Source organism: Paracoccus sp. UBA889 (assembly GCA_002294185.1).
Taxonomy (GTDB): Bacteria; Pseudomonadota; Alphaproteobacteria; order Rhodobacterales; family Rhodobacteraceae; genus Paracoccus.
Window position 1 is genome coordinate 89,250 of record DBFD01000046.1, and the last position, 25,948, is coordinate 115,197.

A 25,948-nucleotide genomic window follows, 5' to 3' on the forward strand; every position below is an offset into this window, starting at 1 on the left:
ATGGATTACGGATTCACCACCGCGGCCTACGTCGTCGCCGCCATCCTCTTCATCCTGTCGCTGGGGGGGCTTTCGGGACAGGAAAGCGCCAAGCGCGCGATCTGGTATGGCATCGTCGGCATGGCCCTTGCGGTCCTGGCGACCCTGTTCGGTCCCGGCGCCGGCAACTGGTTCCTGTCGCTGATCATGATCGCCATCGGCGGCGGCGTCGGCTGGGTCGTCGCCAAGCGCGTGCAGATGACCGAAATGCCCCAGCTTGTCGCGGCGATGCATTCACTGGTCGGTCTGGCGGCCGTCTTCGTCGGCTTCAACGCCCAGATCGAGATGGCGCGCGTTCTGCGCCTCAAGGCCGAGGGCCTTGCCTACGAATTCCAGGGTTTTGCCGCCGTTCTGGCGGACAAGAGCCCGGCCGAGATCGCGATGCTGAAGATCGAGGTTTTCCTTGGCGTCTTCATCGGCGCGGTGACCTTTACCGGATCGGTCGTCGCCTTCGGCAAGCTGGCCGGTAAGGTCGACGGCAAGCCCAAGAAGCTGCCGGGCGGCCATATGCTGAACGCCGGCGCCCTGATTCTGGCGCTGATCCTGGGTCTGCTGTATTTCACCGGGGTCGGACCGGGGATGTTCTGGCTGATCCTGGTCGCGGCTCTGGCCTTCTTCATCGGCTACCACCTGATCATGGGCATCGGCGGCGCGGACATGCCGGTCGTCGTGTCGATGCTGAACAGCTATTCGGGCTGGGCCGCGGCGATGATCGGCTTCACGCTGTCCAACGATCTGCTGATCGTGACCGGCGCTCTGGTCGGATCGTCGGGCGCGATCCTCAGCTATATCATGTGCAAGGCGATGAACCGGAACTTCGTCAGCGTGATCCTGGGCGGCTTTGGCGGTCAGACCGGCCCCGCGGCCGAGATCGAGGGCGAGCAGATCCCGATCGACGCCGATGGTGTGGCGGCGGCGCTGAACGATGCCGACAGCGTCATCATCGTGCCCGGCTATGGCATGGCGGTGGCACAGGCGCAGGGCGCGGTCAGCGAACTGACCCGCAAGCTGCGCGCGGCCGGCAAGGAGGTGCGCTTTGCCATCCACCCCGTTGCGGGCCGTCTGCCGGGCCACATGAACGTGCTGCTGGCCGAGGCCAGGGTGCCCTATGACATCGTGATGGAGATGGACGAGATCAACGAGGATTTCCCGTCCACGGACGTGGCGATCGTCATCGGCTCGAACGACATCGTGAACCCGGCCGCCGAAGAGGATCCCAACAGCCCCATCGCCGGGATGCCGGTTCTGGAGGTCTGGAAGGCGAAACAGGTCTTCGTCAGCAAGCGCGGGCAGGGCACCGGCTATTCCGGCATCGAGAATCCGCTGTTCTACAAGGAAAACACGCGCATGTTCTATGGCGATGCCAAGGATTCGGTGAACAAGCTGCTGCCGCTGCTGGAGTGATCGGTCAGGGCCGTAGGGGGCGACCCGAAGGACGGCGTCGCCCCAGAGCCTCCCGGCCGCGCTGGATGCCTGTTTTTCGGGCAGCCTGCGCCGGGATCCGATCCCGAAATCCGTGACAAGGCGCCCTGAAACCCTTTCCGTGCGACACAGCCACTTGCGCGGCGGAGCCTCACCGGGCTGTGATGGCGCCCAGAGAAGATGAGGGACAGTGATGACGGATCACCCGGACTATATCCATGTCGGCGGCGGCGATCCGTCGCTTTATAACGAGGACCTCGCACCGGTTCCGCATCAGCGGCGCAACTGGGGCGCGTTCGAGATCTTCAACGTCTGGAACAACGACATCCAGAGCCTGTTCGGCTACACGCTGGCGGCGTCGCTGTTCCTGTCATACGGGCTGAACGGCTGGCTGACCTTCGCGGCCATCGTCGTGGCCGGGCTTCTGGTGATGTGGCTGGTGAACCTGTCGGGCCGGCCCTCCGTGCGCTACGGCATTCCCTATGCGGTGATGGCGCGTGCCGCGATGGGGGTCAGGGGCGCACGGTTTCCGGCGCTGGTGCGCGGAATCGTCGCGATCTTCTGGTATGGGGTGCAGACCTATTTCGCCTCGACGGCGGTGGCTCTGGCGATCAGCGCAGTGTTCGCGGTCGACGGCGTAGGTGGCGGGTTTCTGGGCCTGAGCGGCATCGACTGGATCGCCTATGTCATCGTCGCCGGATTCCAGATCGGATTGTTCCTGATGGGAATCGAATGGGTTGGCAAGTTTCTGAACTGGGCCGGGCCGTTCGTCTATCTTGTCATGATCGCGCTGGCGCTGATGATCTGGTGGAAGGCCGGCAACGGAATCTTTTCGGAAATCGGCGTCATTTTCCAGGCCGATGCCGAAAGCACGCGCAGTCCGGTCGTGGGTTTCATCGCGGTGGTCGGCACGATGGTTGCCTATTTCGCCGCCGTGGTGATCAATTTCGGCGATTTCTCGCGCTTCGTGAAGACAGAGGGACAGATGCGCCGCGGCAATTTCTGGGGCCTGCCTGTCTCGATGGCCTTCTTCAGTTTCATCGCGCTTTTCATCACCGCGGGATCGGTCGTGCTGTTTGGTGAAAGGCTGACCGATCCGACCGCCATCGTCGAGCGGGTGGACAGCCTGGCGCTGACGCTGATCGCGGCGGTCACCTTCTTCGCGGCGACTGTCGGCATCAACCTTGTAGCGAACTTCATCCCGGCCGCCTATGACATCGCCAACATGGCCCCTGCCAGCATCAGCGCAAAGACCGGCGGCGTCATCGCGGCGCTGATCGCCTTTGTTATCGGCGCGCTGTGGCTGTCGCTGATCTCGACCATCGGCATCGCGGGCTTTGTCGATACGCTGGGCGCGATCCTGGCTCCGCTCTACGGAATCCTGATCGCGGATTATTATGTCGTGCAGAAGCGGCATCTGGTCGTGCAGGATCTGTTCACCGAGGATCCCACCGGCCGCTACTATTATGATCGCGGTTGGAACATGCGCGCGATCATGGCGGTCGGCCTGGCGGCGCTGTTCTCGATCGGGACAGTGTGGCTGCCTGCCTTGCAATCGCTGTCGGGGTTTGGCTGGCTGATCGGCGCCGGCGTCGGCGGGGTGTTGTATATCCTGTTCTGCGGCAGCCGCAGCTAAAGGAGAACGGCGTGGGCCCGGCAACCGAACATCCGTTGCGCTATGCGCTGGTGAACGAACTTCATGCCCGTCCCTCGCCTCGTCTGAAGGCGCCGTCCACCTGTGTCTTCGTGGCCTTCAAGGAGCCGCGCGACGCCGCCAATCGCGATCTCGCGCGCGACATGGCGCATCTGTCGGAACTGGTGGATCGCCATGGCGGTCCGCGACCCGATCCCGACGAGAGTCACTATCAGGGCCGGTTGGGCCGGCATGACCTGAAATGGGAAAGCCACACCGAATTCGTGACCTACATGGCCACGACGCCGGGCCTGCCGATCCGTCCCTTCGATCCGTCGGCCGCCGCCATCTTTTCCGAGGAATGGCAGAAGGGCGCGCCGGGCAGGCGGGTCGCGGCGGTGATGGTTCAGATCGACACGCTGCCCGCGCATCCGCAAGAGGCGCTGGACAGGATTTCGGACTGGTTCGCGCGTGACAGCCTGACCGCCGTCTGGGTGCTCGAGGAAGCCGCGATGATCGCGGGCGATTTCCGTATCGACGCGGATGGCTGGATGCGCTTTGCCATTTTCGTGCGTCCTGACGTGGGCGAGGGCAGGATCGGGCGCATCGTGCACCGCCTGGTCGAGCTGGAAACCTATCGCGCCATGTCCATGCTGGGCCTGGGGCGCGCCCGCGGCCTGTCGCGCCGCCTGAACGAGTTGGAACCGCGCCTGTCGGCCATTGTCGAGGGGATGACCGATGACGACCGCGCAGCCGACGCGGTGCTGCACGATCTTCTGGCCGTCTCGGCCGAGCTCGAGGCTCAGGCGGTGCAGCATTCCTTTCGCTTCGGCGCAACAAAGGCCTATGAGGCGATCGTGATGGACCGCGTCAGCGCCCTGCGCGAGACGCGCTTCATGAGCCGGCAGATGCTGACCGAATTCATGCGCCGCCGCTATCAGCCCGCGATGCGCACCGTGGTGTCGAATGAAGAACGGTTGAAGACCATGGTGGAACGCGCCAGACGGGCCGGGGATCTGCTGCGGACGCGGGTCGATGTGGAACGTTCGGCCCAGAACCAGGCGCTGATGAAACGGATGGATCGCCGCGCCGATCTGCAATTGCGCCTGCAACATACCGTCGAGGGCCTGTCCGTCGTCGCCATCAGCTATTACGCGGTCGGACTTCTGTCCTATGCATTGTATCCACTGGCCAACGCGACAGGCATCGACAAGGCCTATCTGATCGCCGGACTGACGCCGCTTGCGGTGCTGTTCGTCTGGTGGGCGATGCGGCGGGTCCGCCGCAGCTTGCACCAGCACCCGCCGGAAGAGGATTTGTGACTTGCCGACAGGGCAGGGCGTGACGATAATCGGACCGTCGTTTTCCGAAGGTTTTCATGCGTCTTGCCGCCGTGATCACGATGCTTTCGGCCTGCGACTATCCGTTCGTTCCCTGAGCCGAGGTTTCCGCCATGTCGAAAACACTGCAAATGTATGGGCTGGGCCATTGTTCGACCTGCCAGAAAGCAATTGCCGCACTGGAAGATCATGGCTGGCGAGTAAACTTCCGCGACGTGCAGAAAGAACCTTTATCCGAAGCTGAAAGGGCCGGTCTGGTCAAGGATTTCGGCGATCGGATCGTGAATCGCGCCAGCCTGACATGGCGCGGCATGTCCGAGGAAGAACGCGCCGCCGATCCGGTTGCGATGATGGAAGCCAGACCCGCCGTGATGAAGCGTCCGGCCATCCTTGCGGGCGACAAGCGGCTACTGGGCTGGACGGCGAACGTCAAGCGCGCGCTGGACGTGCCCGCCTGAGCCAGGATCGCGGATCAGCCGCGCCTGCTTGCCAGCGAATCGATCAGCGGAAGAACCGGCGTCAGGTCATAGCCCGCGTCGCGGGCCACATCGATGATTTCAGCCCGAGGGCGCTTTCCGGCCTGGCTCAGCGCCCATAGCACGGTGCATCTGTGGCCGGACCGGCAATAGGCGATGATCGGGCCGCGGCCTGCGGTTGCCTGCGCGAAATCGGTGATCAGTTCCGGTGTGATCTGGCCGGGTGAGAAGGGAAGGTAGTGGTATTCCATTCCCTCCTTCTCTGCTGCCGCTGCCATGACCTCGTGGTCAAGGGACGAGTCCACCTCGGCGTCGGGCCGATTGTTGATCAGCACGCGAAATCCGGCCTCGGCCAGTTGCGGCACATCCTCGGGCGTGATCTGCGGCGAGACCGCGATGCTGTGGCTGAGTTGGCGCAGGTCCATGAACTGCCTCTTGCTGGGAATGCCGAGACATGGCGCGACGGAACGGCTTTTGTCAAGCGCCCGGCTCGTGCCGGCTCAGACCATCACGCGCGTCTCGATCAGGGCGGGGAGGGCAGCGAAATCGTCGAAGGCAGCATCGTGGGGCAAATCTGCGACCGGCTTCAGGCGATAACCTTTGGTGTAGATCAGGAACGGCACCTGTATCGCCGCGGCGCATCTGGCGTCGAATTCGCTGTCACCGACATAGATTGCGCGCGGCTGAGCCGGATCGGCCCCAAGCGCGGCAAGCGCGGCCCGCAGCGGCGCGGGATCGGGCTTCTTCTGGGGCAGGCAATCGCCGCTGGTGACATGGGCGAAGGACCCCGCAATTCCAAAATGATCAAGAATCGCGCGCGTCGGCCCCATCGGCTTGTTGGTGCAGATCCCCAGAGGATGCCCGCGGTCGGCCAGCGTGCCAAGCGCCTCAACCACCCCGGGAAACAGCCGCGTCAGCGCGGTCGCGTCGTGATAGCGGGTCATGAAGGATGCGATCAGATCTGATCTGTACGCCGGATCGATCCTCAGCGCGGCGATGATCCTGGTCCAAAGAAGGTCCACACCACCGCCGATGAAACTGCGCACCCGATCCTGGCCCAGCGGCGCCAACCGATTTTGACGCAGGACCGCATTGACGCATGCATGGATGTCCGGAGCGCTGTCGATCAGCGTGCCGTCAAGGTCGAAAACGATCGGGCATGGCGCCATGCAGACGTTCATGCGGATTTCCACTTGATCGAACATCCCATCGAAGGCACCTGATTTACCGGTCCTTTTCCTGTCTTGGCAATCATCATCATCGCGTCCCGCAATTCGCGTTTCGCATCCGCGGGACCAGCCTGCCGTGTCGAGGAATCCAGCCGGCCCCGATACTGCAACCTGCCATCCGCGTTGTAGCCGAAGAAATCCGGAGTGCATTCCGCACCATAGGCGCGGGCCGTATCCTGGCTCTTGTCGTAAAGATAGGGAAAGCTGAAACCGTGTTTTTCGGCCTCTGCCTTCATCTGCTTGGGACCGTCGCCGGGATACTCGACCACATCATTGGCCGAGATCGCGACAACGCCAATACCGGCCGCCTGCATCTCTTTCGCGTCGCGCACGATGCGATCGAGAACCGCCTGCACATAGGGGCAATGGTTGCAGATGAACATGACCAGCGTGCCCTTCGAGCCCTCGATATCAGCCAGGGAAACAGCCTTGCCATCGGGATCGGGTAGCGTGAAATCATGCCACGGCGCACCGAAATCGCAAACCGGAGGGGAAACCGCCATTGAAGTCTCCTTGCTTTTTTATGGCGAATGTCGCGGATCGGCGACCGGCAAGCAAGCCGGTTCAAACTGCCAGCGACCATCCGCAGTGTCCGGTATCAATACCAAATTGTTCCATAATACCGATTATCGGGACGAAGTGTGCTCCGGTTGTTGGAGTCACGGAATTTTCCAACCATCTCGTCCTCGTGCCGAGAATGGCCCTCGTTTGAGGTCGTTTGCGTTTCGCACCGCTCATTCCCCCTTGACGGTGATGCGGCCGTCCATGGCGGGCTTGTATTCCGCACCTTGGGCCGCAAGATAGTCAGCCAGGACCTGTGCCAGATCAGGACCGAAATCATAGGCATCGGTCGCGTTCGCCGCGAAGACCGAATACCCATCCCCGCCTGCGCGCATGTAGTTGTTCGATACCACGCCATAGGTCGCGGCGGGATCGATTGGGCTCCATCCGCCATCTTTGCGGACCATCACTTCGCTGATCCGACTACCCGCCTCGGCCGATGGATCAACAGTATATTTGAGACCGGCGACCTGTGCAAAGCGACCGGCGCCTTCCTCATATTTGCTGGCGCCGTTTTCCAAGGCAGAGACCACGTCGGCACCCTTCAGACGAAATGTTGCCAGCGTATTCTGGAAAGGCAGTACGGAATAGACGTCGCCCATCGTCACCTGCCCTTGGGCGATCGAGGCACGCAGGCCGCCGCCATTGGCGATCGCGATGCTCATGCCCTGATTCTTGACCCGATCCAGCATCGCATCAGCCACCAGATCGCCCATTTCGCATTCCCGCGCCCGACAATTGATGCGGTCTCCGTCGATGGGCGCCGCGGTCTCGGCGACGACCTTCTGGCGCAGTTCCTCGATCGGCGCGGCCATTTCCTTGACGCGAGCGACGATCGTCTCGTCCTCGGGAACGGAACTATCCAGAAGGATCGGCTTGCCCTCGGCCTTGATCAACTTGCCTTCGTCATCGAACGTCAGAATAAGATGGCCAAGATATCTGGAATACGAGGCGGCAGTCGCAACAGGAACCTCGACGCCATCGGGGCCCGAGACCATGGTCGGATAGGGTCCGGCTGCGTCCTCCCCCTCGCCCAGTAGGGTGTGGGAATGACCGCCGATGATGGCATCGATGCCCGGCACCTCTCTGGCAATTTCCTGATCGCGCAGATAACCGACATGGGTCAGCGCGATGATCTTGTTCACACCCTGGTCGGTCAGCGTCTTCACATCGGCTTTCAACGCCTCGATATCGTCAGTGACGATAACATCGGGACCGGGCGACGAAATTTCTGGCGTATCGGTCGCCAGCGCCGAGACAATACCGATCTTCTGGCCACCCACATCCAGCGTCACCGTGTCGTCGATCCTGCTTTTCAACACATTTGACTGCGAAAGGTCCAGGTTGCCGGAGGAAATCGGAAATTCCACGCCATCGGCCAGGACTGCCAGCCCTTCGGGACCGTCATCGAATTCATGATTGCCGACGGACATCGCGTCATAGCCGATATCGGTCATGAACTCTGCCACGTCCGTGCCCTTGTAGGTCGTGTAAAACAGGCTGCCCTGATACTGATCGCCCGCATCCAGCACGACCACATTGCCACCCTCCGAGGTGATCTTGTCACGCAGTTCCCTGACTTTTGCCGCCACGCGCGCGACCCCGCCGAAACACTCGCCCGCATCTTGCGTCTCTTGGTCACAGGTGCTGTCATATTTGTTGATCGGTTCGATCCGATTGTGCAGATCGTTGGTATGCAGCACATGCAGCACCATTTCAGCCTGCGCCGATCCCGCCATCAGCGCGGCGATCGATGCGGCGGTAAACAAACGAAGCGCCATGTGATTCCCCTTCCGGCCCTGTTGGTCTGACTGCGCCAGAGTGGCGCAGCGTCCGCGCGGGGTCAAATCTTCCCGACGCTGCCATCGCAGGAAAAGTTGTCAAGCAGGTTGCAGAACGCGGCCGGGCTTGACCTTGTGCGGAGAGGTGCCGCAAATGCCGCCATGCGGATCTACAAGATACTGAGGCTGGAAGAATGGGCCACGCTTAGAACGTCCGGACGCAGCGCCGGCGCTTCCGTTGATGTGTTGGATGGCTTCGTGCATTTTTCCGCTTCGGACCAGGTCAAGGCGACGCTGAATAAACATTTCCGCAAAGATAGCGAGCTGATGCTTCTGGCATGTGAATCGGATGCGATGGGCGATTGCCTGCGGTGGGAGCCTGCACGCGGCGGCGACATGTTCCCGCATCTCTACCGGGACCTGTTGTTGTCGGACGTGATCTGGACACGTCTGATCCTGCCGGGCACGGATGGTCATGACGTCGGAATTCTGGAATGAGCATGGTCGAGAAGCTGGGTCTTGCCTTCCTGCACCGGCTGGATCCGGAACGCGCACATGACCTTTCGATCCGGGCGCTGGCGACCGGATTGGCGCCCCTGCCCGGCCGGCCTGTCACGTCGGACAGGTTGAGGCTTGAAATGGCGGGTCTGGATCTTGCCAATCCGATCGGTCTGGCGGCAGGTTTCGACAAGAATGCCCGCGCAGTGTCAGCGCTGATGAAAGCTGGTTTCGGCTTCATTGAACTTGGCGCCGCCACGCCGCGCGCGCAACCCGGGAATCGCAGGCCGCGGCTGTTTCGCCTTGCCGAAGATCGCGCGATCATCAACCGGTTCGGGTTCAACAACGACGGCGCAGCGGCCATCGCCGCGCGACTGGAAGCCAGACCACGGGGCATTCCAGCGGGATTGAATATCGGAGCGAACAAGGACAGCACCGATCGCGCTGCGGATTTCGCAGAAGTGGTCCGCATCGCGGGCGGGACCGCCGACTTCCTGACCGTCAATGTCTCATCGCCAAACACGGAACGTCTTCGCGAATTGCAAGGCCCCAGGGCGCTGGAGGCGTTGCTGGACGGAGTGATGCGGGCCCGCGATGCCCTGACCGTGCGACGGCCCGTCTTCGTCAAGATCGCGCCGGATCTGGATCGAACGGCGCTTTCGGACATCGCCCACGTGGCACGGAACCTGCGGGTCGATGCGATCATCGCCACCAACACGACTCTGTCTCGCGAAGGTTTGCGCAGCCGCCAGGCCGGGGAGGCCGGCGGTTTGTCGGGAAAGCCCCTTCTCGCGCGATCGACCGAAGTCCTGGCACAGCTCTATCGGGAAACTCACCGAGAGTTGCCGCTGATCGGCGTCGGCGGCATATTTTCCGCCGACGACGCATGGGCCAAGCTGCGCGCAGGTGCAACGGCGGTGCAACTCTATTCCGCTTTGATCTTTCAGGGATTTTCTCTGGCAGGACGGATGGCAGAAGAGCTTGACCTGCGCCTGCGGCGCGAGAAGATGACACTGCCGGAACTGACCGGCAGCGGCATCTAGAAATAATCGTCAATTCCCAAAAGCTGGTTCATGCTGTGCGACGGTTCAGAACAACCCGCATCGCCCACCACGCGTGCGGGAACGCCCGCCACGGTTTTGCACGATGGGACATCGTGCAGCACGACCGATCCCGCCGCGATCCGCGAATGATGCCCGACCTTGATGTTGCCCAGCACCTTCGCACCCGCTCCGATCATCACGCCATCGCCGATCTTGGGATGCCGGTCACCGTCCTCCTTGCCGGTCCCACCCAAGGTGACTGAATGCAGCATGGAAACGTCGTTTCCGACGGTCGCCGTCTCGCCGATGACTATGGAATGGGCATGGTCGATCATCACCCCGGTGCCGATCCTGGCTGCTGGGTGAATATCGACACCAAAATATTCCGAGCAACGCATCTGCACGAAATAGGCCATGTCGCGCCGATCGCGCCGCCACAGCCAATGCGCCAGACGATAGGCCTGCAAGGCCTGAAAACCCTTGAAGAACAGCACCGGCTGCAAAAGGCGGTGCGTCGCAGGATCCCGATCGTAGACAGCCAGCAGATCGGCGCGCGCGGCGTCGCCCAGTTCGGCTCCCGCGTGATAGGCCTCGTCCGCCAGTTCGCGCAGGATCTGTTCGCTCATTTCACCCGAGGCCAGCTTGAGCGATAGCCGGTAGGCCAGCGCTGCCTCCAGACTGGAATGGTGCAACAATCCGGCATGGATCAGGGCACCCAAGAGCGGCTCGTTGCGAATGGCCGCCGAGGCTTCGTCGCGAAGCTGCGCCCAGACGGCGTCGCGATCCATGACCAGCGTGTTGCTGGATTTGTTTTGCACATTCATCGGCTCGGTCCGCGCTTGCTGTTCCTCACCTTCTTAGCCCAGATGGAAACGCGGGAAAAGCGCGCGGGACCTCCATCACGTCAAAACGGCAGCCGCAGTTCCAGCCAGTGAACCGACAGCCTGACCGCACCCCCGCTGAAATTACCGCCCTCGGCCGTCATCACCATCGTCTCGGGGCTGTAATATGCCGTGGGCGTGCCCAGCAGACCGCGTGCCCATGACCCGGCCGATGTGCCAAGCCCCTGCCCAAAGCGATTCGTCGCGCCGCCATGGCCCAGACGCCAGGAAGTCAGGCCACCTGTCAGGGTCTCCGTGACCCGCGCGACCGCTCCGATGACCGATACATTCGCGGGGATCGCAAGGCCGGTGTCGAAATCCGCGCCCGTACCGACCATCACCTCGGCCTCGGCGAAGCCGGCGACCAGCCCGGACCCGAAAACTCCCAGCGACAGGGCTCCAAGGGCCCAACCCCGACCATCATGGATCGCCTCGCAGCCCCGATCCGCGACGAAAGCCCGCATCCCTGCCGACGGCGCGACGAACATCCACCCGCCGTTCGAGCCAAGCGCGATCAATCCATCCTTGCCGGCCCAGGCGCCCTGCGCCGCGAGAGGCACACCCCAGCACTGCCCGTCGATCACGGTAGCCGGAGGCAACAAGGTGCTGACACTTTGCAAAACCAGGTTCACCAGACCGTCGAGTCGCATCAGTGCCTCGTTGACGGTCACATGCTTCTGCGCCTGGGAGGGTTGCAGCAAGGGCATCGCCAGTCGCATCGTTTCACTGGTCACCATCGAAAGTTCTCCTGAGATAGGGGCCGGCACCAAAAAGGTCCGACAATTGCGCTACGGCGACCGTGAAACCGCCGTTCTGCGCGGCTTCGGAAAAGACCGCTTCGGGGATCAGGTATTCGGGCCGGTCGAGATCGATCTGGTGGATCACGATATCGTCCTTCGTGATGCGCAGACGATACGATTCGAGGCTTTCGCCCAACGGGACATCCGTTCCGTCCCAGCTATCGCCATCGACCCGCGTGCGCCGCACCCATGACAGTTGGCGACCCTCGGCTCGCATGTGGCAAGGTGCATAGGGCCGCAGTCCGACACCCTTGACCTCCGTGGTCAGAAGCCGGTAGCTGGCATCATCGGGTGCCCGCAATGCTGGACCGATACGCCAAAACCTCTCTTGTCCGCGCGCCGAGGGCGGAAGCGCGACCTGACGCGGCGCCCCATCCATGATCACGACAAGACTGCCCTCGGGCCAGCTTGCCGGCATGATCGCATCTGTTCCGGCTTGGCCGCGCAACCGTTCGCTGATTTCCCAGATCCCATCGCCAACGGGCGCGGCCTTGCGAAATTGCAAGACCTCCCACCTGTCGGTCGAGCCATCGCCGATCGCAAGAACGTTGGCTCCCGACAGAAGGGCTTTCTCGGTCACGGAACGCAGCGTGTCCGCCTTCAATCGCAAGCGTAGCGGCGCGCCCCGGTCGATCACACCGGGCCGGGCTCGTTGCAATGTACCAAGCGTCCGCCCGATGACCGCCTTGCGCGGCAAGGTCAGGTTCAGGTCGAACCCGCCCTCCTCTTCGACCGACATGTAGGCCGCAACCGTGCCTGGCCAAGGTCGCGCGGACGCGGCCAGATACGGTGCATGGGGCGTCTCGTCACCACGCAAGAGCGGCAGATCCAAGAAAACCGGAAAGACCGGAATCGGCGGCACATAGCGCCGTATGGCATGGTCATCTTCGCTGGAAAGGGCAGGCCGATATACGCTGGGCTCGACCCTCACGGCATCAAAGGTAATCGCCCCTGCCCTCTCGACCCGGTCAATCCGCCAACGCCGCATCTCTGCCACATTCGATCTCATCAGGATCACATCACCGGGCCCCAGATCCGCCTTCGACGGCGCCAGCGCGAAGCGCGCCGTATCTCGCCCGATTTCCGCCTCGGCCAGCCATCGCTCGGCAATGGCGCGACCCTCGCCGCGGGTCATCGCCATGGTGAATTCGCTGTCGGTCACGGTTTCGGCGTCGCCGTCGGGCAGACTCGTCTCGGCAGTCGCCGTGGCGTAGTCGGTTCCGGCCTCGACATGCGTCAGGCGAAGCCGCCCGGCAACCTGAGGTGCCGCTGCCCGCGTCGTCTCGAAATCCGCGACATCCTCCGCCACTGCCAGGTCCTCTGGCCCGAGCGCGGCCCGGGCCAGCCCGTCTCGACGTCGAAAGCCCAGCATACCGTCACGCTCCAGCGCGTCAAAGCCGTGCGCAAGCATCAGCGGCTGCAATGCGGCCCGGCCGGTTTCGCCGCCCAAGACCGAAAAGCCGCGCACCACACCAAACAGCCCGCTTGTATCGAAGGCTTCCACGCCAGCCTCGCGGCAAATGTCGCCCACAACGGCTTCCAGCGCCACCGCTCCCGCGCGGCCGTTCAGCCAGTGTCCACGTTCCCAGGCCGGCCCGTCCGACCAAAGATCGTCCCGGCCCGGAAAGGCTGGATAGGGCCGGGCGTCCCAGCACCAGACATGCGCCCGATCCAGATCCAGCATTATGCCCCCATCCTGCCGTTCAGGATTGTTGCCAGGCTTTGACCAATAAGACCTTACCGCCGCCAGATAAGCCGCCTGGATCGCATCATCGCGCCGCCCGTCGGAATAATAAGGCAACGTGCTCTCAGAACTCATCGCATCAAGAAACTTGTTCGGCTGGTTCGTCGCTTTGTCCAATGCAGCGCAGCCGTATTCGGTGAACCAGATCGGCTTCGATCCCGGAACCCAGTTCGTCGCCTGCCTTGAACGCACACCGTCCGGCCGATCGAAATGCAAATTCTGCCACCAGCTACGCAGATCCTTGTAGCGCCAGACCCAGGCTTCGTCATATTGTCCGTCGGTAATCGGCGTGCGGATTTGTGCATCGCGATCGGCCTCACTGGCGTAATACCAGTCATATCCCTCGCCGCCGCAAACATTTGCTTCCAGATACTCAGGGTTGCCGATGCGGCCCCAATGCGCGTCCAGATGATCCTCGCCGTCGCGCCAATCACTGAGGGGCATGTAGTTGTCGATACCGATAAAGTCGATATTGTCATCGGCCCACAGCGGATCGAGATGGAAGAACAGCTCGCCGTTGCCGGGATGATGGCCAAAATATTCCGACCAATCCGCAGCATAACCGATCTTCACATCGGGCCCCAAGATTTGACGCACATCAGCCGCGAGACGTCGCAATTGCGCGACCGCGGGATAGATGTTCTGCGGTCCCCGGATCTGAGTCATTCCGATCATTTCGGAACCGATCAGAAAGGCGTCGATCCCGCCGGCAGCCGCACAGAGATGCGCGTAATGCAGTATGAACCGGCGGTAGGACCATTCGGCCGGACCGTGGTAGGTAATCTTCTGCCCGTCTGCGGTAAAATCGGCCCCGTCGGCTTGACCAAAGAAGGTCGCGACTTCATCGACTGCCGCTTCGGTCGAATCCGTCGTGTCGGCCCGTCCCGGTGCGATCGATGTGGTGATCCGCCCGCGCCACGGCATGACCGGTTGCTCAACCGCGCCATGGGGGTCGGGCAGTTCGTTTCCGCCAAGCTGCTCCATCAGGATGAACGGATAGAAGACCGCCTTTCTTCCGGAATTCTCTATGGCCACCAGCGCCTCGGTCACAGATTGATCCGACGGAGTGCCGCCATAGATCGGCCGACCGTCGACTTGCGCGACCTCGGCTGCCGATGTCCTGTCGATTCCGCCGGCACGCCAAGGCATCTCGGACCCGTCAATCTCGCGCTGCTCGACCTTAGGCTGAATCTTGCAGCGGTCGATCCGCAGGTCGTTTCCGAACCATGAAACAACAAGCGAGACCGAACCGACCTTCGGCAATTCCCGGCCCAGAATATCCATCGAGACACTGAAATCAGTGCCCCCCATGGGCGTGTTCGTATTGACCGAACGAACCTCGCCCAGCCCCAGATCCTGCGTAACGTGACTTGTCGCCAAAGAATATTCGCCGGTTCCCGGTATCAGGGCGACAGCCCGGACGTCGCGGCAAAGACCCGAGCCGTCCTGCGCCGCGCAGGTCACCTCGAAGCTCAGCTGCGGCATTCTGTTGCCCCAGCGTTCCAGGACCAGATCTTCCAGAACCACATAGGCCACGCCGCGATAGGCCGGCGTGTCCGCGCCTTCATGTGCCTCGATCGCCGGATCGGGCATCTGCGTTTCGCTGCCGCGATAGACCCGCATGTTCAGATCCGAAGCCGCAATTTCTTCTCCATCGGCCCAGACCCGGCCGACGCCCAGGATCCGCCCCTCGCACAGGGCCAGAGCGACAGAAAGCCGATAGCTGATCTGCGTGACCTTTGCCTGCGGCGCGCCTTTGCCCCCGCCTGCGCTTTCCGTCGTGCTGATCTCATCCAGCGGCGACGCCCATATGACATGACCAGGCACCCGCATCTGGCCCCAGATCCGCGGGATCGGTGCGCCCTCGCCCGCAGTCTGCAATCGCAGCCGGTCGATCCGACCCGTTTCAACTGCTTTCGAGCCACCGCCCAGCAGGCGCTGGTCCAGGGCGCGGCCAACCGTCGCTCCGATCGCCCGGCCGACCACGGCGCCCGACATGCCCAGAAACGCGCCGCCGAACCCGCCGCCGATGGATGCACCCACTGCGGACAGCACAATCGTGGCCATCGCGGCCTCCTTAAGTCAAAGATCAGGGAAAGCGGAACCGGGCTGCGATCCGGTTTCGCCAAGGGGCGGTCAACGGACTGTCGATCACCCCATGATGGGTATAGGCATGAATAAATCGCGGCGCGTCGCCGGCAGCCGAGACGATGCCTAGATGTTTGGCGACAGCGCCCGCCCGCATGCGGAACAGCAGCACCTGACCTGGCGCCAGCGCCGCTGCCCGTTCAACCGCCAGCATGTGCCTCATGGCACCATCCATCAGCAGTTCATGGCTGCCGAACTCGCCCCAGTCGGGCGTATAATCGGGTGCGGCCTCTGGCTCTTCGCCGTAGAGTTCACGCCAGATGCCGCGGATCAGGCCAAGGCAGTCCGACGCGACGCCCTTCTGGCTGGCCTGATGGATATAGGGTGTTCCCAGCCAGTCGCGTGCGACGGAAACGGCTCTATCGGTCATGACCGCCCTGCCGTCCCGGGCGCAATCAGCCAGTCCTCGGTCGGCAGATGCGGAAAACCACGGAAATTGACAAAATTGCGGAACTTCAGTCGGCAGGTCTGGGCGCGTTTGTCACACCCGGCGACCAGCCGAACGCGATCCCCGACGGCAGGGGTCATTCCGAATGCCTTCCACAACCCGATCTCGCGACGCGCTCCGGGCAGTGCCAGATCGTTCTTGATCGCAGCCGAAAGCCCTTCCGCCCGCCCCGTGAGAACCTCGATCCTGCCGCGCTCGAACCATCCCGCGTCAAATGCCGGAAACGCCGCGAAACGAAGGATGTGGTCGTCGTCTAGCGCCTCGATCGCGCGCTCGGTCCACAAGGTATCGTCAGTCAGGTCGATCTTGCAGAACTTGTCTCCCAGCCGGGCGGAGCAGCGCGGATGAAACACACGGCCCCGCGCCTGGTTCAGCGGCTCTGCCAAGCCGCGCAACTCGGCGCGGAAGGCCCCGCCCGAACGCGACACCTCGCCCAGACTGCCGGCAAAGACCAGCCGTCGCTTCGAGACATCGCGCCAATCGACCTCCCACATGCTGAGACCGGCTTCATCCCAGCGTCCGGCCAGAATGTCCCCTTCGGTGATCGCCTCATCCGACAGGGCTCCTTCTGCTTCGGAATTGTCCACCGACAGTCCCGAAGCCTGAACCAAAGCGCGTGCAGTCATTCCATGGTCGGGACGAAAGCGCAGGCCATCGAATGACAAATCGCGGTCGTGATCGGTAAAGCCCACTCGCAGGCCGTCTCGGCGTCGGATCAACCACGCACGCGCGATGGTGGTGCTGGTCATACGCGAACCTCCACGACCGGAATCTGCGGCATCTCGCCCGCCTGAAAGGAAGAAACCGATACCGCGATCCGATCGGTATCAAACCGGACAGGGACGTCGAATTCATATCCCGCCGAGATCGTCGCGCCGGGTTCGGGTGCGGCGCTGAAGGTGATCTGGCCCGTCTGATGATCTACTGTGAAATGCGTGTCCGGAAACAGTTCACTTCCCCCCACACCGGCGCGGACGCTGTCTTTCACCGGCTTGTTGATGGGACGCTGATAGCGGGCCGGCCCTGATGCATAGGCCTTGGTCAGTTGAAAGGTCACGCTGACGCCGTCACCCACGGCGATTTCCTGATCGTCGAAGGCCGGATCGCGTGACGGCAGACAGCTTTTGTAGTCCGACCAATCCTTCCAGCGGAAGCCGTGCAATTGCCCCGCCCTCGCCTCGAAGAACGCGACCAGCGCCGACAGATCGTCCAGCGAACGCAAACCCATTCCGGCATCATAGCGCCTGCGCGCGTCGGCCCAAGGTGTATTGCGTTCCTCAAATCCGCTGGACAACGCGACGATTTCCGTCCTGCGCTCTGGTCCACCGATCGAGCCGAAGGACAGGCTTGCAGGAAACCTCACCTCGTGAAATGCCATCCTCGCCTCCTGCTCAGGAATTTCGTTCGCCGCGCGCCAGGGCGCGGCCAAGCTGTGCCGCGATCTGCGATTGGCTGCGCTTGAAGCCGGCGACATCCGGCGTCGTGACATTGACCGTGACGTTCACTGCCCTGCCGCCGCTTCCGCCTGCGGCGACACCCAGTCTGCCATCGGCACCGCGTCGCAGCGGCATGATCGCCTCGGGGCCGGCTTCGCCCATCAGTCCCGTCGCGCCACGCATCGGGAACCGGGTCGGTTCCGAGACGACCCCGCCCTTGGCGAAGGGCATCACCCTGCCCTGCACGAATGCACCGCCCTGGGCGAATGGCATTGCGCCCGATACCATTCCGGCCATGCCGTTCGCCACCGATCCGGCCAATGCGCTCTCGACCGGCTTCATCGCGATCGAGAAGACGGTATCTGCGATCGTCCGCCCGATCCCCTTCAGTGCCTCGGACAACTTGTCGCCGTCAAAGATCAACCCGTCGAAGGCGCGGCGCAATCCGCTTTCGATCCCGGAACTCAGCGTTCCGACCTCGCGCGACGTGAACGACATCGACTGACGCAGCCGCGCCAATTCCGCCTCGAACTCGGCCGTCATCCGGCTCGTCTGTCCCATATTCTCGTCAAGCTGGTCCAGACCGGACCCGAAACCATCCTTGTTCGCCATCCTCTGATCCCCGATCATGCATTCCCGTCATCAGGCGCCGCGTCCCGGTCGGGATATCGCGCCGCCAGTTCGGCCAGTCTGCCCCGCGTCATTGCAGGGCGGCCTGCTTCGATGCCCAGCATCAGCGCCAGCTCCGCCGGGGTCAGCGTCCAGAACTGGTCCGGCCTCAGGCCCAGCCCATGCAGGCCGGCGCGCATCAGTCCCGGCCAATCCAGTCCCTTGTCGGCCTCGCTCATGCCGCGATCCGAAAAGCCCGCGCCAGCAATTCTGCCGCCGCGCGGCCGGCCCCCACCGGGCCGCCATCGATCTCGACCGACAGCAGGTCTTCGGCGCGACCCTGCCAACCTCCGCCGCGCAGGCCGGCGACAAGCACGGCCAACACATCGCGGCTGCTGAAGCGCCCGGCCTCGAACCGCCCGGCAAGATCCATCAACGAGGCCGCGCCCAACTGATGTTCCAGCTCTGCCAAGGCTCCCAGGGTCAGCCGTGCGACATGCGCGCGGCCGTCCAGAACCACCTCGACCTCGCCCCGCATCGGGTTCACCATCACAGGGCCACGAAGCTCAGCGCGCCCGCCGACGCCATCGTCATCTCGTAGGTCGCCTCCCCGTTGTAGCTACCCGCGTATTCCAACGCGGAGATCTGGAAAGGCCCCTCGACCGTGCCGAAATCCGGGATGACGACCTGAAAGCGCGGAACCTCGCCGTCGAAAAAGATCTGCCGCGCACGACCGTCCGTATCGGCATCGCGAAACACTCCCGACCCCGAGATCGAGGCGCTGCGCATTCCCGCCCCACCCAGCAATTCGCGCCAGCCGCCTTCGCTTTCGATCGTGGTCACATCCACCGTCTCGGCGTTGAACGACAGGCGCGAGGCCCGCAGTCCGGCCACCGTCTCGAAAGAGCCATCGCCCGTCATGTCCATCTTGATCAGCAGGTCGCGTCCGTTCTGTACCGCCATGGGTTTTCTCCTCAGTCCAGATCGATGCGGGCACGGAAGGTCAGATCGACCCGCCGCGCCGCACCATTTTCCACCCGCCGCGCCTTGGCGCGCAGGAACCACATTCCGGCCAGATCGCCGCGATCCAGCGTCAGTTCGGCACGTTCCAAAGCCTCCGCGACAGCAACGGCAGCCGTTTTCACGGCGGCGAATCCCGCGCTTTCATCCGTGCCCGACAGAACCGAGACGATGAAATCGTGCTGGGATCCGGCGCGATCGAAATCGCCGGCATCGCGCACCTCTTCGGGACCCAGCGAGACGAAGACCCCGCTGGGCGCATCGACCGGCATCGCGTCATAAATCGCGTCTCCGACCAGTTCGGACAACACTGCGTCGGCCCGCAGTCGCTGATAGACCGCGCCCTGAAGGGCGACGGAAGCCGCATAACTCATGCCTGATCCTCCTCGCGCGCAAAACATGTCAGCCACAGGCCGTCACGGTCCCGCTCGGCGACCGCATCGATCCGGAAGAACCGGCGATCCAGCCGCAACCTCTGTCCGGGTGCCGGCCGCCTTGGATCGCCCGTCGCCGCAGACCGCACCGTGATCTTCCAGGATACGACGCTTTCCGCGCCCACCTCTGCCGACCGCCGCCGCCCCGAACCCGAATCCAGTTCGGCCCACAGAAATCCCAGTTGCCGCCAGACCACGCGATAACCGCCCAGCCCGTCGCTCTGACGCTCTGGCGCTTCCAGCGCCAGGCGCACGTTCAGCCTCGGCGCGCCCATCAACGCACCTCGCGCTGACCGCGCCCCGCCAGGGTGCGGATCTGGCGCCAGCGTTCGATCAGTGCGCTGACCCCGAAGGGCATCGCATTCGCCGATCCCTCGAAGCTGCGATCCTCGTAATATCGCGTGGCCAGCATCAGAACCGCCTGCGACAGATCGGCCGGCACCGAAGCCCAGGTATCGCCGAACCCTGCCGTGAAGGTAATCGTCAGAAAGCCCCGGCGCGGCACGTTGGGCAGAATGACACCCGCCGGCAGAATGGTCGGGCGCTGCATGTCGGGCAGCAGCCGCCAGCCGTCGGGTTGCAGCGTCGTTACCGTGCCGGCCCCGTCATCGATCTCGATCCTGTCGACCGTGACCACGGGCGCCAGCGGCAGCGTCTGTCCCAGCCGGTCGCGCCAATCGTCCAGTTGCATCCGAAAACGCCGCGTCAGCAGGACCTTGCCCGTGCGCGCCTCGATCGCGGCGATCGCGGCGCGCAGATAGCCCGTCAGCGCCGCCGTTTCCGCATTATCCTCGGCAATCTCGAAACCCGAGCCGAGGCGCAAATGCTCGCGCAAGGAGGCGACAGGCAGCGCCTCCGCCGCGGGCGCCGTTTCCTCAATCAGCATCATCTTGCGAACCTCCCGTCCTGCCGTCCGCCATTCGTTCCACCGAGGCGGGGCCCGACCATGGGCCCCGCCATTGCTTCAGGCGGGAAAGGACCGCGCCCGCGCGCCAGCCATCAGCACGCGCGGACAGTTGCAAAGCCAGCATGACCGGCGCGCGACCCGCGCGCGGCCCCTTCCCTCGCCCGACCCCGAAGGATCAGGCGAACTGCAGGAACTTGACCGCGCGGAAGTCGGTGACGCCGCCGCCGACGCGCTTGGTCGCATAGAACAGAACATGCGGCTTGGCGCTGAACGGATCGCGCAACACGCGCAGGTCGGGACGCTCGACAATGGTGTAGGCGGCATGGAAATCGCCGAAGGCGATGGCCAGGGCGTCAAAACCGATATCCGGCATGTCCTCGCTGATCAGAACCGGATAGCCCAGAAGCTGCGGCACCTGACCGGCAGCCAGGGCGTCGCTCCACAGAAAGCGCCCATCGGCATCCTTCATCTTGCGAACCTGCGCTGCCGTCTTCGAATTCATCACGAAGCTGGCATTGGCGCGATATTCCGCAGGCAGGGCATAGATCAGGTCGATCAGCGGATCGGCCGGCGCGGCCGAGTTGAACTCGCCGATCGCGCCCGTGCCGATAACGCCGATCTCGCCCGCGCCGGCGCTGTCGTTCGGCGCCGTCGGATAGGCCAGAATGCCCTTCGGCTTCGATACACCATCGCCCGAAATGAAGGCTGCTGCTTCCGAACGCGCGAACTTGTCGGCGATCCGCTCGGCCAGCCATGCCTCGACGTCGAAGGCGGCATCGTCCAGCAGGCGCTGACTGGCCTTCGGCATCGCCGACAATTCGTGAACCGGGATCGAGATCCGTTCGACACCGCCGGCGCCGGACTCGACCGGCTCGGCCTCGTCGGCCCAGCCCGCACCCATGTCACCCTTGTCCACCAGAACCTCGTAGGCCGAGGATTCGACGGTCACGACATTGGCCAGCTTGCGCAGCGACGCACCGGTGGAGAGCACCGATTGCACGCTGTCGGCGACCTGGGGGGCCGCCAGGAAACCACCGTCGCTGGCCACGCTCAGCCCCTTTTCCTCGACCGCAAGGCCGCGCAGACCGTCGTCATCGCCGCTGCGCAGATAGGCGTTGAATGCCTTCTGATGCGGAACCTCGGTCTCGGCCACGGTCGAAAGAGGCGCGCGGCCCCGAATGGCGGTCTTGCGATCAAGCATGTTCATACGCTCTTCCTGTGCATTGAGCTTCTTCTGAATGTCGTCTCGGAACCCTCTGAGTTCGCTCACGAACCCTGTCATGGCCCCTTTCAGATCGGCGGACGCGTCACCGCCGCCCGCGGCCTTCACCTCGGTCATAATCTTCTCCTCATCGCGATGATCGGGGCCGATCCGCCCCTGCTGCCGGGTCAGGAACGACCCGAACCCGAATGATGCGTCCCGGCGCATCTTGCCGCGGCCGCGCCGATGCGGCGCGACCCCGGATTTCAGTCTGCCCGCAGCGCCTCGACGGCCGCCGAAAACAGCGCCGCGATCTCGCGCAGATCGTCCGTTTCCTTGCGGCCGACCTTGGCCTCGGGCAGCATCGGAAAGGTCACCAGCGACACTTCCCACAATTCGACCTCGGCCAGGGCGCGGCGCCCTTTCTGATCGCGCTCGGCGCGGATCGTGCGATAGCCGATGGACAGGCCATCGATCGCACCGGCCTGAATCAGCGCCGCCGCTTCGCGGGCCTGCGCGACCTCGCGCAGCAGGCGACCCTTGACCCACAGCCCTGTCTGATCCTCGCGGATCTCGTCCCAGACACCGATGGGCCGTGTCGGATCGTGCTGCCACAGCATCCGAACCTTGTCGCCCTTGCCCGCCAGCTTCTTCAGCGAGGCTGCGAAGGCGCCCGGAAGAACCGCGTCGCCGCCCTGATCCGTCATCCCGAACAGGCTGGCATAGCCTTCGATTACATGGCCTTCGCTCAGGACCGGAGCCCCGCCCGCGAATTTCACCTCAAGTCCCGGAACCATCCCTCAGCCTCCTTTGGGCACGTAGTCGATTATTCCCTGAATGGCCTGGGTCAGGATGACGGCGACGACGCCGTAAACCGTCATCCACAGCCGCCGCTCCAGGCCCTCCATCAGCGCCTCGATGCGCTCCAGCCGCTTCTCGACGGTGCCGAATTGCAGCGCCATGATCCGCTCCTGCGCCTCAAATCGCTGGTCGCGCCACAAGCCCGCCTCGATGAAACGCGATCCTTCCATCGGCTCACCCATCGGTCAGCGGAGGCAGCCCCAGCAGCGCCCGCTTTTCGGCATCGCTGAGAAAACTCGCCCCGCCGATCCGGGCCCATTGCTGATCCCGCTCTTCTGCCAGGGCCGGAATTCGGTCGGGATCGGGACGCAGATCGACCTCGGTGCCCATATGCTCAGAGAGCCACCAGGCCACTGACGCGGACACCCGCGTCGCCAGCGGCAGAACGGTCAGCCGATAGAAGGCCCGGTGCGCCTCGGCATAGTTTGCATAGGTCGCATCCCCGGGGATCCCCAGCAGCATGGGCGGAACGCCAAAGGCCAGCGCGATCTCGCGCGCCGCCGACAGCTTGGTTTCATGAAACTCCATGTCGCTGGGGCTGAATCCCATCGGCTTCCAGTCCAGCCCGCCTTCCAGCAGCATCGGTCGCCCGGCATTGCGTGCGCCCTGATGGTTCATCTCGATCTCGCCGACCAAGCGGTCATATTGTTCGGGGCTCAGAACCCCCTGCCCGTCGACGCCCTTGTAGACGATGGCGCCACTTGGCCTCGCGGCGTTGTCCAGCAGCGCCTTGGACCAGGCGCTGGCGCTGTTATGCACATCCAGCGCCACCGCCGCTGCCTGCATCGGCGACAATCCGTAGTGATCGTCCTGCGGATGAAAGCTCTTGATGTGGCAGATCGGATCGGGGCTGCCGGTCATGTCGAAACGATGCTTGCGCCCGCCAACGGAATATTCGAACGCCACCGGCCAGCCATCCGTGCCGGGAACGATGCTCATCCGGTCCGAACGCAGAACATGCAGTTCTTCCGGCAGCCCCGCCCCGGACAATCCGACCGCCTCGACATAGCCGTTGCCCGACAGCAGCAATTGCCCGAAGAGGGCTTCGAACAATTCCGCCCGTCCCTGGCCCGGGTTGGGACGTCGCAGCAGATCCAGCACCGGATGCACGTCATATCGCCGCTCGCGATCCTCGCAGACCAGCGGCACCGCCGCCGCCGCCTCGGCGATCAGCTTGACCGACCGGAACCCGACCGGATTGCCCATGAAACCGCCGCGCGTCAGCGACCCGGTATCACGTGCCGACCAGATCGGCCGTCCCGCTCCGGACGCAAAGGCCACCACCCGGCCCGTCGCGCTGGCCTTCCTCTCCGGTGCGGGAATGGATGTCTCCTCCCGCGAAAACAATCGAAACGCCATGCTCGCCTCCATGCCTCGGCCATGAAAAAGGGCCGGCCCGCAGGCCAGCCCCTTCTTCGTTGTCCAAATACCCCGGGGGACGCCGGTTCGTGCGTGTGAAACCCCCGCCTTTTCTCACAATCGCCGCATCTGCGGCCGCCGCCAGCCCGCCGCCGGCTCGATCATCAGCTCGTGAATCGCCCAGACCATCGCATCCAGCCGATCCGGAGAGCCGCGTCCCTCATAGCCGCGAACCGTCATCTGGCACATCTGGTCCTCCAGCGCGCCCAGATTGCCGGACCGGACATGCCTGATGCGCCCCTGTTCATACAGCGCGGCGACCGGTTCGGCACGCAGGCCCTTGCCGCGGCCGGCGCGCAGCGCCTTGAACGGCACCAGGGGATCGACCTGCCGGATCACGCTTTCGACCAGATCACCGCCCTGATTGACTTCGGCCACCAGCTTTTCGGCCCCGTGCCGGTCCATCGCGGCAATCGCGGCACGCGCCCAGTCCACCGGGCTGCCCCGCAGCGTCGCATCCTCCAGCAGATAGGCCCGCCAATCCTTCGGCTCGCCGTCGCAGACGACACCGGCGACGACGATGCCGCATTCGTCGCTGGCCCGGCCGGCCGTCACCGCCGGATCGACGGCAACCACGACGCGGCTCAGTTTCGGCGCCTGCTCGATACGCGCGCCCTCCAGCATCGCCGTCGTCCAAAGTGCGCCCTCGATATCGTCCAGCAGCACGCCCTCCAGCTCCTGCCGACCCATCCGGGTCCCGCCATAGCGGGCCTCGACCTCGGCCAGAAAGCTCTCGGCCAGATAGGCCCGGTTGGCATCGGTCGGCGCATGCGTCGTGACGGTGCTGGCATTGCCCAGAATGCGCTTCAGCACGGCCACATTGCGCGGCGTCGTGGTCACGACCTGCTGCGGATGGCTGCCCAGGCGCAACGCGAATTGCAGCATGTCCCAGGTGTCGTCGGCCTTCTTCCACTTGGCCAGTTCATCCACCCAGGCCGCATCGAATTGCGGGCCGCGCAAAGCCTCGGGCTCATGCGCGGAATAGACCGTCGCCGTCGCTCCATTGGCCCAGACCAGCCGCCGCCGCCCGGTTTCCCAGACCGGCCTGCGGTCGGGGGGCGAACAGGCCAGGATCCCGCTCTCGCCCATGACCATCACTTCGCGGGCCTGATCGAAGGTCTCGCCGACCAGTGCCACCCGCTGACACTGACCGGGCGCGGTGGCGGTCGGACCCTCGACCATGCGGCGGACCCATTCCGAGCCGGCGCGGGTCTTGCCCGCGCCGCGCCCGCCCATGATGACCCAGCTTTTCCAATCGCCCTCGGGCGGCAACTGATGCGGCAGGGCCCAGAACTCGAACAGCCAGGGCAGCGCCATCAGTGCGTTTTCGCCCAGCCCTTCAAGAAATTCGTCAACCTCCTCCGGCTCGGCGGAGGCAAGCCAGGCGGCGCCCGATCTCAGTTCTTGCCGCGTCAAGGTCGAGGCAGCCTCCTCCGACCCCGCCGGCGATGTCCTTGCGAAGTTTGTCAACGCGGCTCCTTTCCGACAACATATGATTGACCGCATCGCGCACCGCCCGTGCGCTGTGGATCGCGGTCTTCAGTTCACCAGGATCGACAGCACCCCGCTCGCGTTCCTCCAGCGCGTCCGTATGGCGCCGCAGGTCCCTGATGCAGGACGCAAGCTGTCCCTGTGCTTCGGCCAGCAGATCTTCCAGATCCGCGGTCCGCCGGTCTTCTTCGGCCTGGTCCGCAGCGCGATCGGTGACATGCGCATCGGCCGTGACTGGCCCTTCAGGATCACCGATCCCGCTCCATTCCATATCGTTCATGCAAACTGTCCCGCCTCGTGTCCTGTCCGCACGAGCCAAGAAACGAAAAAGCGGCCCTGGGGTCGCCCCCCGGCCGCTTGCCCATTTCTCCCAGCATGGAAAACTTCTACTTCAGGGCGTCCGGTAAGTCAATCGCTAAACCATAGCGCGATCACTTTACCAAGTCTTATGCATCGAAAACAATGCCTTAAGACAGGCAACACCCATGCGTTCGCAGCGCAACACCGCGCGTGACATCACGCAAAGC

Annotated in this window: 29 protein-coding genes; 6 read left to right on the forward strand and 23 right to left on the reverse strand. The window is 63.8% G+C overall.

The features are described from left to right. The 4 genes from B4L36_RS08425 to B4L36_RS08440 all read left to right on the forward strand — a co-directional run bounded on the left by B4L36_RS08425 (position 1) and on the right by B4L36_RS08440 (position 4,892). The gene (locus B4L36_RS08425; protein WP_292955322.1) at positions 1–1,443 is read left to right on the forward strand and encodes an NAD(P)(+) transhydrogenase (Re/Si-specific) subunit beta; all 1,443 of its coding nucleotides are present in this window, start codon (positions 1–3) and stop codon (positions 1,441–1,443) included. Positions 1,444–1,654: 211 nt separating this feature from the next. After that, positions 1,655–3,097 (forward strand): NCS1 family nucleobase:cation symporter-1, encoded by a 1,443-nt coding sequence (locus tag B4L36_RS08430; RefSeq protein WP_292955325.1) that lies wholly within the window; start codon positions 1,655–1,657, stop codon positions 3,095–3,097. An 11-nt stretch (positions 3,098–3,108) separates the two neighbouring features. Beyond that, a complete protein-coding gene (locus tag B4L36_RS08435; protein WP_292955328.1) occupies positions 3,109–4,416 on the forward strand; it encodes a DUF3422 family protein in 1,308 nt (435 codons plus the stop codon). A 131-nt stretch (positions 4,417–4,547) separates the two neighbouring features. Then, positions 4,548–4,892 (forward strand): arsenate reductase family protein, encoded by a 345-nt coding sequence (locus tag B4L36_RS08440; RefSeq protein ID WP_292955331.1) that lies wholly within the window; start codon positions 4,548–4,550, stop codon positions 4,890–4,892. 14 nt (positions 4,893–4,906) lie between these two features. On the opposite strand, the gene B4L36_RS08445 is transcribed toward B4L36_RS08440, so the two are convergent. From B4L36_RS08445 to B4L36_RS08460, 4 genes are all read right to left on the reverse strand, one after another. Then, positions 4,907–5,335, reverse strand: a complete 429-nt coding sequence (locus B4L36_RS08445) for a TIGR01244 family sulfur transferase (protein ID WP_292955334.1) — start codon at positions 5,333–5,335, stop codon at positions 4,907–4,909. Positions 5,336–5,410: 75 nt separating this feature from the next. Further along, positions 5,411–6,115: a phosphoglycolate phosphatase gene (gph, locus tag B4L36_RS08450; RefSeq protein ID WP_292955337.1), complete on the reverse strand. Its 705-nt coding sequence runs from the start codon at positions 6,113–6,115 to the stop codon at positions 5,411–5,413. Beyond that, positions 6,088–6,642, reverse strand: coding sequence for a thioredoxin family protein (locus B4L36_RS08455; protein WP_292955340.1), 555 nt, complete (start codon positions 6,640–6,642; stop codon positions 6,088–6,090). Before B4L36_RS08455 ends, gph begins: the two co-directional genes overlap by 28 nt. Before the next feature lie 231 nt (positions 6,643–6,873). Then, entirely contained in the window at positions 6,874–8,481 is a 1,608-nt protein-coding gene (locus B4L36_RS08460; RefSeq protein ID WP_292955343.1) for a bifunctional metallophosphatase/5'-nucleotidase, read from the reverse strand. A gap of 162 nt (positions 8,482–8,643) precedes the next feature. Between B4L36_RS08460 and B4L36_RS08465 the strand changes: the two genes are divergently transcribed. Then, a complete protein-coding gene (locus tag B4L36_RS08465) occupies positions 8,644–8,979 on the forward strand; it encodes a DUF952 domain-containing protein (protein WP_292955346.1) in 336 nt (111 codons plus the stop codon). Next, entirely contained in the window at positions 8,976–10,022 is a 1,047-nt protein-coding gene (locus B4L36_RS08470) for a quinone-dependent dihydroorotate dehydrogenase (RefSeq protein ID WP_292955349.1), read from the forward strand. Before B4L36_RS08465 ends, B4L36_RS08470 begins: the two co-directional genes overlap by 4 nt. On the opposite strand, the gene cysE is transcribed toward B4L36_RS08470, so the two are convergent. From cysE to B4L36_RS08565, 19 genes are all read right to left on the reverse strand, one after another. Continuing rightward, the gene (cysE, locus tag B4L36_RS08475) at positions 10,019–10,846 is read right to left on the reverse strand and encodes a serine O-acetyltransferase (RefSeq protein ID WP_292955352.1); all 828 of its coding nucleotides are present in this window, start codon (positions 10,844–10,846) and stop codon (positions 10,019–10,021) included. The two genes, B4L36_RS08470 and cysE, sit on opposite strands and share 4 nt — an antisense overlap. Positions 10,847–10,926: 80 nt before the next feature. Next, the gene (locus B4L36_RS08480) at positions 10,927–11,640 is read right to left on the reverse strand and encodes a DUF2793 domain-containing protein (RefSeq protein WP_292955355.1); all 714 of its coding nucleotides are present in this window, start codon (positions 11,638–11,640) and stop codon (positions 10,927–10,929) included. After that, positions 11,627–15,514 (reverse strand): baseplate multidomain protein megatron, encoded by a 3,888-nt coding sequence (locus B4L36_RS08485; RefSeq protein ID WP_292955358.1) that lies wholly within the window; start codon positions 15,512–15,514, stop codon positions 11,627–11,629. The genes B4L36_RS08480 and B4L36_RS08485 overlap by 14 nt, the downstream gene beginning before the upstream one ends. A 22-nt stretch (positions 15,515–15,536) precedes the next feature. After that, a complete protein-coding gene (locus B4L36_RS08490) occupies positions 15,537–15,965 on the reverse strand; it encodes a peptidase (RefSeq protein WP_292955361.1) in 429 nt (142 codons plus the stop codon). Beyond that, positions 15,962–16,792: a DUF2163 domain-containing protein gene (locus B4L36_RS08495; protein WP_292955364.1), complete on the reverse strand. Its 831-nt coding sequence runs from the start codon at positions 16,790–16,792 to the stop codon at positions 15,962–15,964. Before B4L36_RS08495 ends, B4L36_RS08490 begins: the two co-directional genes overlap by 4 nt. Further along, positions 16,789–17,421, reverse strand: coding sequence for a DUF2460 domain-containing protein (locus B4L36_RS08500; RefSeq protein WP_292955367.1), 633 nt, complete (start codon positions 17,419–17,421; stop codon positions 16,789–16,791). Before B4L36_RS08500 ends, B4L36_RS08495 begins: the two co-directional genes overlap by 4 nt. 13 nt (positions 17,422–17,434) lie before the next feature. Further along, the gene (locus B4L36_RS08505; RefSeq protein WP_292955370.1) at positions 17,435–18,091 is read right to left on the reverse strand and encodes a phage tail tape measure protein; all 657 of its coding nucleotides are present in this window, start codon (positions 18,089–18,091) and stop codon (positions 17,435–17,437) included. A gap of 14 nt (positions 18,092–18,105) precedes the next feature. Next, positions 18,106–18,327, reverse strand: a complete 222-nt coding sequence (locus tag B4L36_RS08510; protein ID WP_292955373.1) for a rcc01693 family protein — start codon at positions 18,325–18,327, stop codon at positions 18,106–18,108. Next, positions 18,324–18,638, reverse strand: coding sequence for a gene transfer agent family protein (locus B4L36_RS08515; RefSeq protein ID WP_292955376.1), 315 nt, complete (start codon positions 18,636–18,638; stop codon positions 18,324–18,326). The genes B4L36_RS08510 and B4L36_RS08515 overlap by 4 nt, the downstream gene beginning before the upstream one ends. Next, positions 18,638–19,051 (reverse strand): phage major tail protein, TP901-1 family, encoded by a 414-nt coding sequence (locus tag B4L36_RS08520; protein ID WP_292955379.1) that lies wholly within the window; start codon positions 19,049–19,051, stop codon positions 18,638–18,640. The genes B4L36_RS08515 and B4L36_RS08520 overlap by 1 nt, the downstream gene beginning before the upstream one ends. Positions 19,052–19,062: 11 nt before the next feature. Beyond that, the gene (locus tag B4L36_RS08525) at positions 19,063–19,482 is read right to left on the reverse strand and encodes a DUF3168 domain-containing protein (RefSeq protein WP_292955382.1); all 420 of its coding nucleotides are present in this window, start codon (positions 19,480–19,482) and stop codon (positions 19,063–19,065) included. After that, complete coding sequence (locus B4L36_RS08530) at positions 19,479–19,817, reverse strand: head-tail adaptor protein (RefSeq protein WP_292955385.1); 339 nt, start codon at positions 19,815–19,817, stop codon at positions 19,479–19,481. Before B4L36_RS08530 ends, B4L36_RS08525 begins: the two co-directional genes overlap by 4 nt. Beyond that, the gene (locus B4L36_RS08535; protein WP_292955388.1) at positions 19,817–20,431 is read right to left on the reverse strand and encodes a head-tail connector protein; all 615 of its coding nucleotides are present in this window, start codon (positions 20,429–20,431) and stop codon (positions 19,817–19,819) included. The genes B4L36_RS08530 and B4L36_RS08535 overlap by 1 nt, the downstream gene beginning before the upstream one ends. A 193-nt stretch (positions 20,432–20,624) precedes the next feature. Then, positions 20,625–21,788, reverse strand: a complete 1,164-nt coding sequence (locus B4L36_RS08540; protein WP_292955391.1) for a phage major capsid protein — start codon at positions 21,786–21,788, stop codon at positions 20,625–20,627. A gap of 128 nt (positions 21,789–21,916) precedes the next feature. Then, entirely contained in the window at positions 21,917–22,447 is a 531-nt protein-coding gene (locus B4L36_RS08545; protein ID WP_292955394.1) for an HK97 family phage prohead protease, read from the reverse strand. A 3-nt stretch (positions 22,448–22,450) separates the two neighbouring features. Continuing rightward, positions 22,451–22,681: a GTA head formation protein, RCAP_rcc01685 family gene (locus B4L36_RS08550; RefSeq protein WP_292955397.1), complete on the reverse strand. Its 231-nt coding sequence runs from the start codon at positions 22,679–22,681 to the stop codon at positions 22,451–22,453. A gap of 4 nt (positions 22,682–22,685) precedes the next feature. Then, on the reverse strand, positions 22,686–23,870 hold the full coding sequence (locus B4L36_RS08555) for a phage portal protein (RefSeq protein WP_292955400.1): 1,185 nt from the start codon (positions 23,868–23,870) through the stop codon (positions 22,686–22,688). Positions 23,871–23,984: 114 nt separating this feature from the next. After that, entirely contained in the window at positions 23,985–25,331 is a 1,347-nt protein-coding gene (locus B4L36_RS08560) for a DNA-packaging protein (RefSeq protein WP_292955615.1), read from the reverse strand. Beyond that, positions 25,282–25,701, reverse strand: a complete 420-nt coding sequence (locus B4L36_RS08565) for a permease (RefSeq protein ID WP_292955403.1) — start codon at positions 25,699–25,701, stop codon at positions 25,282–25,284. Before B4L36_RS08565 ends, B4L36_RS08560 begins: the two co-directional genes overlap by 50 nt. Positions 25,702–25,948 lie beyond the last annotated feature (247 nt).

Excerpts from the sequence above, each read along its gene's own strand:
- B4L36_RS08425 (WP_292955322.1), top strand. The coding sequence starts at position 1 with ATGGATTACGGATTCACCACCGCGGCCTACGTCGTCGCCGCCATCCTC.
- B4L36_RS08430 (WP_292955325.1), top strand. The coding sequence starts at position 1,655 with ATGACGGATCACCCGGACTATATCCATGTCGGCGGCGGCGATCCGTCG.
- B4L36_RS08440 (WP_292955331.1), top strand. The coding sequence starts at position 4,548 with ATGTCGAAAACACTGCAAATGTATGGGCTGGGCCATTGTTCGACCTGC.
- B4L36_RS08445 (WP_292955334.1), bottom strand. The coding sequence starts at position 5,335 with ATGGACCTGCGCCAACTCAGCCACAGCATCGCGGTCTCGCCGCAGATC.
- gph (WP_292955337.1), bottom strand. The coding sequence starts at position 6,115 with ATGTTCGATCAAGTGGAAATCCGCATGAACGTCTGCATGGCGCCATGC.
- B4L36_RS08455 (WP_292955340.1), bottom strand. The coding sequence starts at position 6,642 with ATGGCGGTTTCCCCTCCGGTTTGCGATTTCGGTGCGCCGTGGCATGAT.
- B4L36_RS08460 (WP_292955343.1), bottom strand. The coding sequence starts at position 8,481 with ATGGCGCTTCGTTTGTTTACCGCCGCATCGATCGCCGCGCTGATGGCG.
- B4L36_RS08465 (WP_292955346.1), top strand. The coding sequence starts at position 8,644 with ATGCGGATCTACAAGATACTGAGGCTGGAAGAATGGGCCACGCTTAGA.
- B4L36_RS08470 (WP_292955349.1), top strand. The coding sequence starts at position 8,976 with ATGAGCATGGTCGAGAAGCTGGGTCTTGCCTTCCTGCACCGGCTGGAT.
- cysE (WP_292955352.1), bottom strand. The coding sequence starts at position 10,846 with ATGAATGTGCAAAACAAATCCAGCAACACGCTGGTCATGGATCGCGAC.
- B4L36_RS08480 (WP_292955355.1), bottom strand. The coding sequence starts at position 11,640 with ATGGTGACCAGTGAAACGATGCGACTGGCGATGCCCTTGCTGCAACCC.
- B4L36_RS08485 (WP_292955358.1), bottom strand. The coding sequence starts at position 15,514 with ATGGCCACGATTGTGCTGTCCGCAGTGGGTGCATCCATCGGCGGCGGG.
- B4L36_RS08490 (WP_292955361.1), bottom strand. The coding sequence starts at position 15,965 with ATGACCGATAGAGCCGTTTCCGTCGCACGCGACTGGCTGGGAACACCC.
- B4L36_RS08495 (WP_292955364.1), bottom strand. The coding sequence starts at position 16,792 with ATGACCAGCACCACCATCGCGCGTGCGTGGTTGATCCGACGCCGAGAC.
- B4L36_RS08500 (WP_292955367.1), bottom strand. The coding sequence starts at position 17,421 with ATGGCATTTCACGAGGTGAGGTTTCCTGCAAGCCTGTCCTTCGGCTCG.
- B4L36_RS08505 (WP_292955370.1), bottom strand. The coding sequence starts at position 18,091 with ATGGCGAACAAGGATGGTTTCGGGTCCGGTCTGGACCAGCTTGACGAG.
- B4L36_RS08510 (WP_292955373.1), bottom strand. The coding sequence starts at position 18,327 with ATGAGCGAGGCCGACAAGGGACTGGATTGGCCGGGACTGATGCGCGCC.
- B4L36_RS08515 (WP_292955376.1), bottom strand. The coding sequence starts at position 18,638 with ATGGTGAACCCGATGCGGGGCGAGGTCGAGGTGGTTCTGGACGGCCGC.
- B4L36_RS08520 (WP_292955379.1), bottom strand. The coding sequence starts at position 19,051 with ATGGCGGTACAGAACGGACGCGACCTGCTGATCAAGATGGACATGACG.
- B4L36_RS08525 (WP_292955382.1), bottom strand. The coding sequence starts at position 19,482 with ATGAGTTATGCGGCTTCCGTCGCCCTTCAGGGCGCGGTCTATCAGCGA.
- B4L36_RS08530 (WP_292955385.1), bottom strand. The coding sequence starts at position 19,817 with ATGGGCGCGCCGAGGCTGAACGTGCGCCTGGCGCTGGAAGCGCCAGAG.
- B4L36_RS08535 (WP_292955388.1), bottom strand. The coding sequence starts at position 20,431 with ATGATGCTGATTGAGGAAACGGCGCCCGCGGCGGAGGCGCTGCCTGTC.
- B4L36_RS08540 (WP_292955391.1), bottom strand. The coding sequence starts at position 21,788 with ATGACCGAGGTGAAGGCCGCGGGCGGCGGTGACGCGTCCGCCGATCTG.
- B4L36_RS08545 (WP_292955394.1), bottom strand. The coding sequence starts at position 22,447 with ATGGTTCCGGGACTTGAGGTGAAATTCGCGGGCGGGGCTCCGGTCCTG.
- B4L36_RS08550 (WP_292955397.1), bottom strand. The coding sequence starts at position 22,681 with ATGGAAGGATCGCGTTTCATCGAGGCGGGCTTGTGGCGCGACCAGCGA.
- B4L36_RS08555 (WP_292955400.1), bottom strand. The coding sequence starts at position 23,870 with ATGGCGTTTCGATTGTTTTCGCGGGAGGAGACATCCATTCCCGCACCG.
- B4L36_RS08565 (WP_292955403.1), bottom strand. The coding sequence starts at position 25,701 with ATGAACGATATGGAATGGAGCGGGATCGGTGATCCTGAAGGGCCAGTC.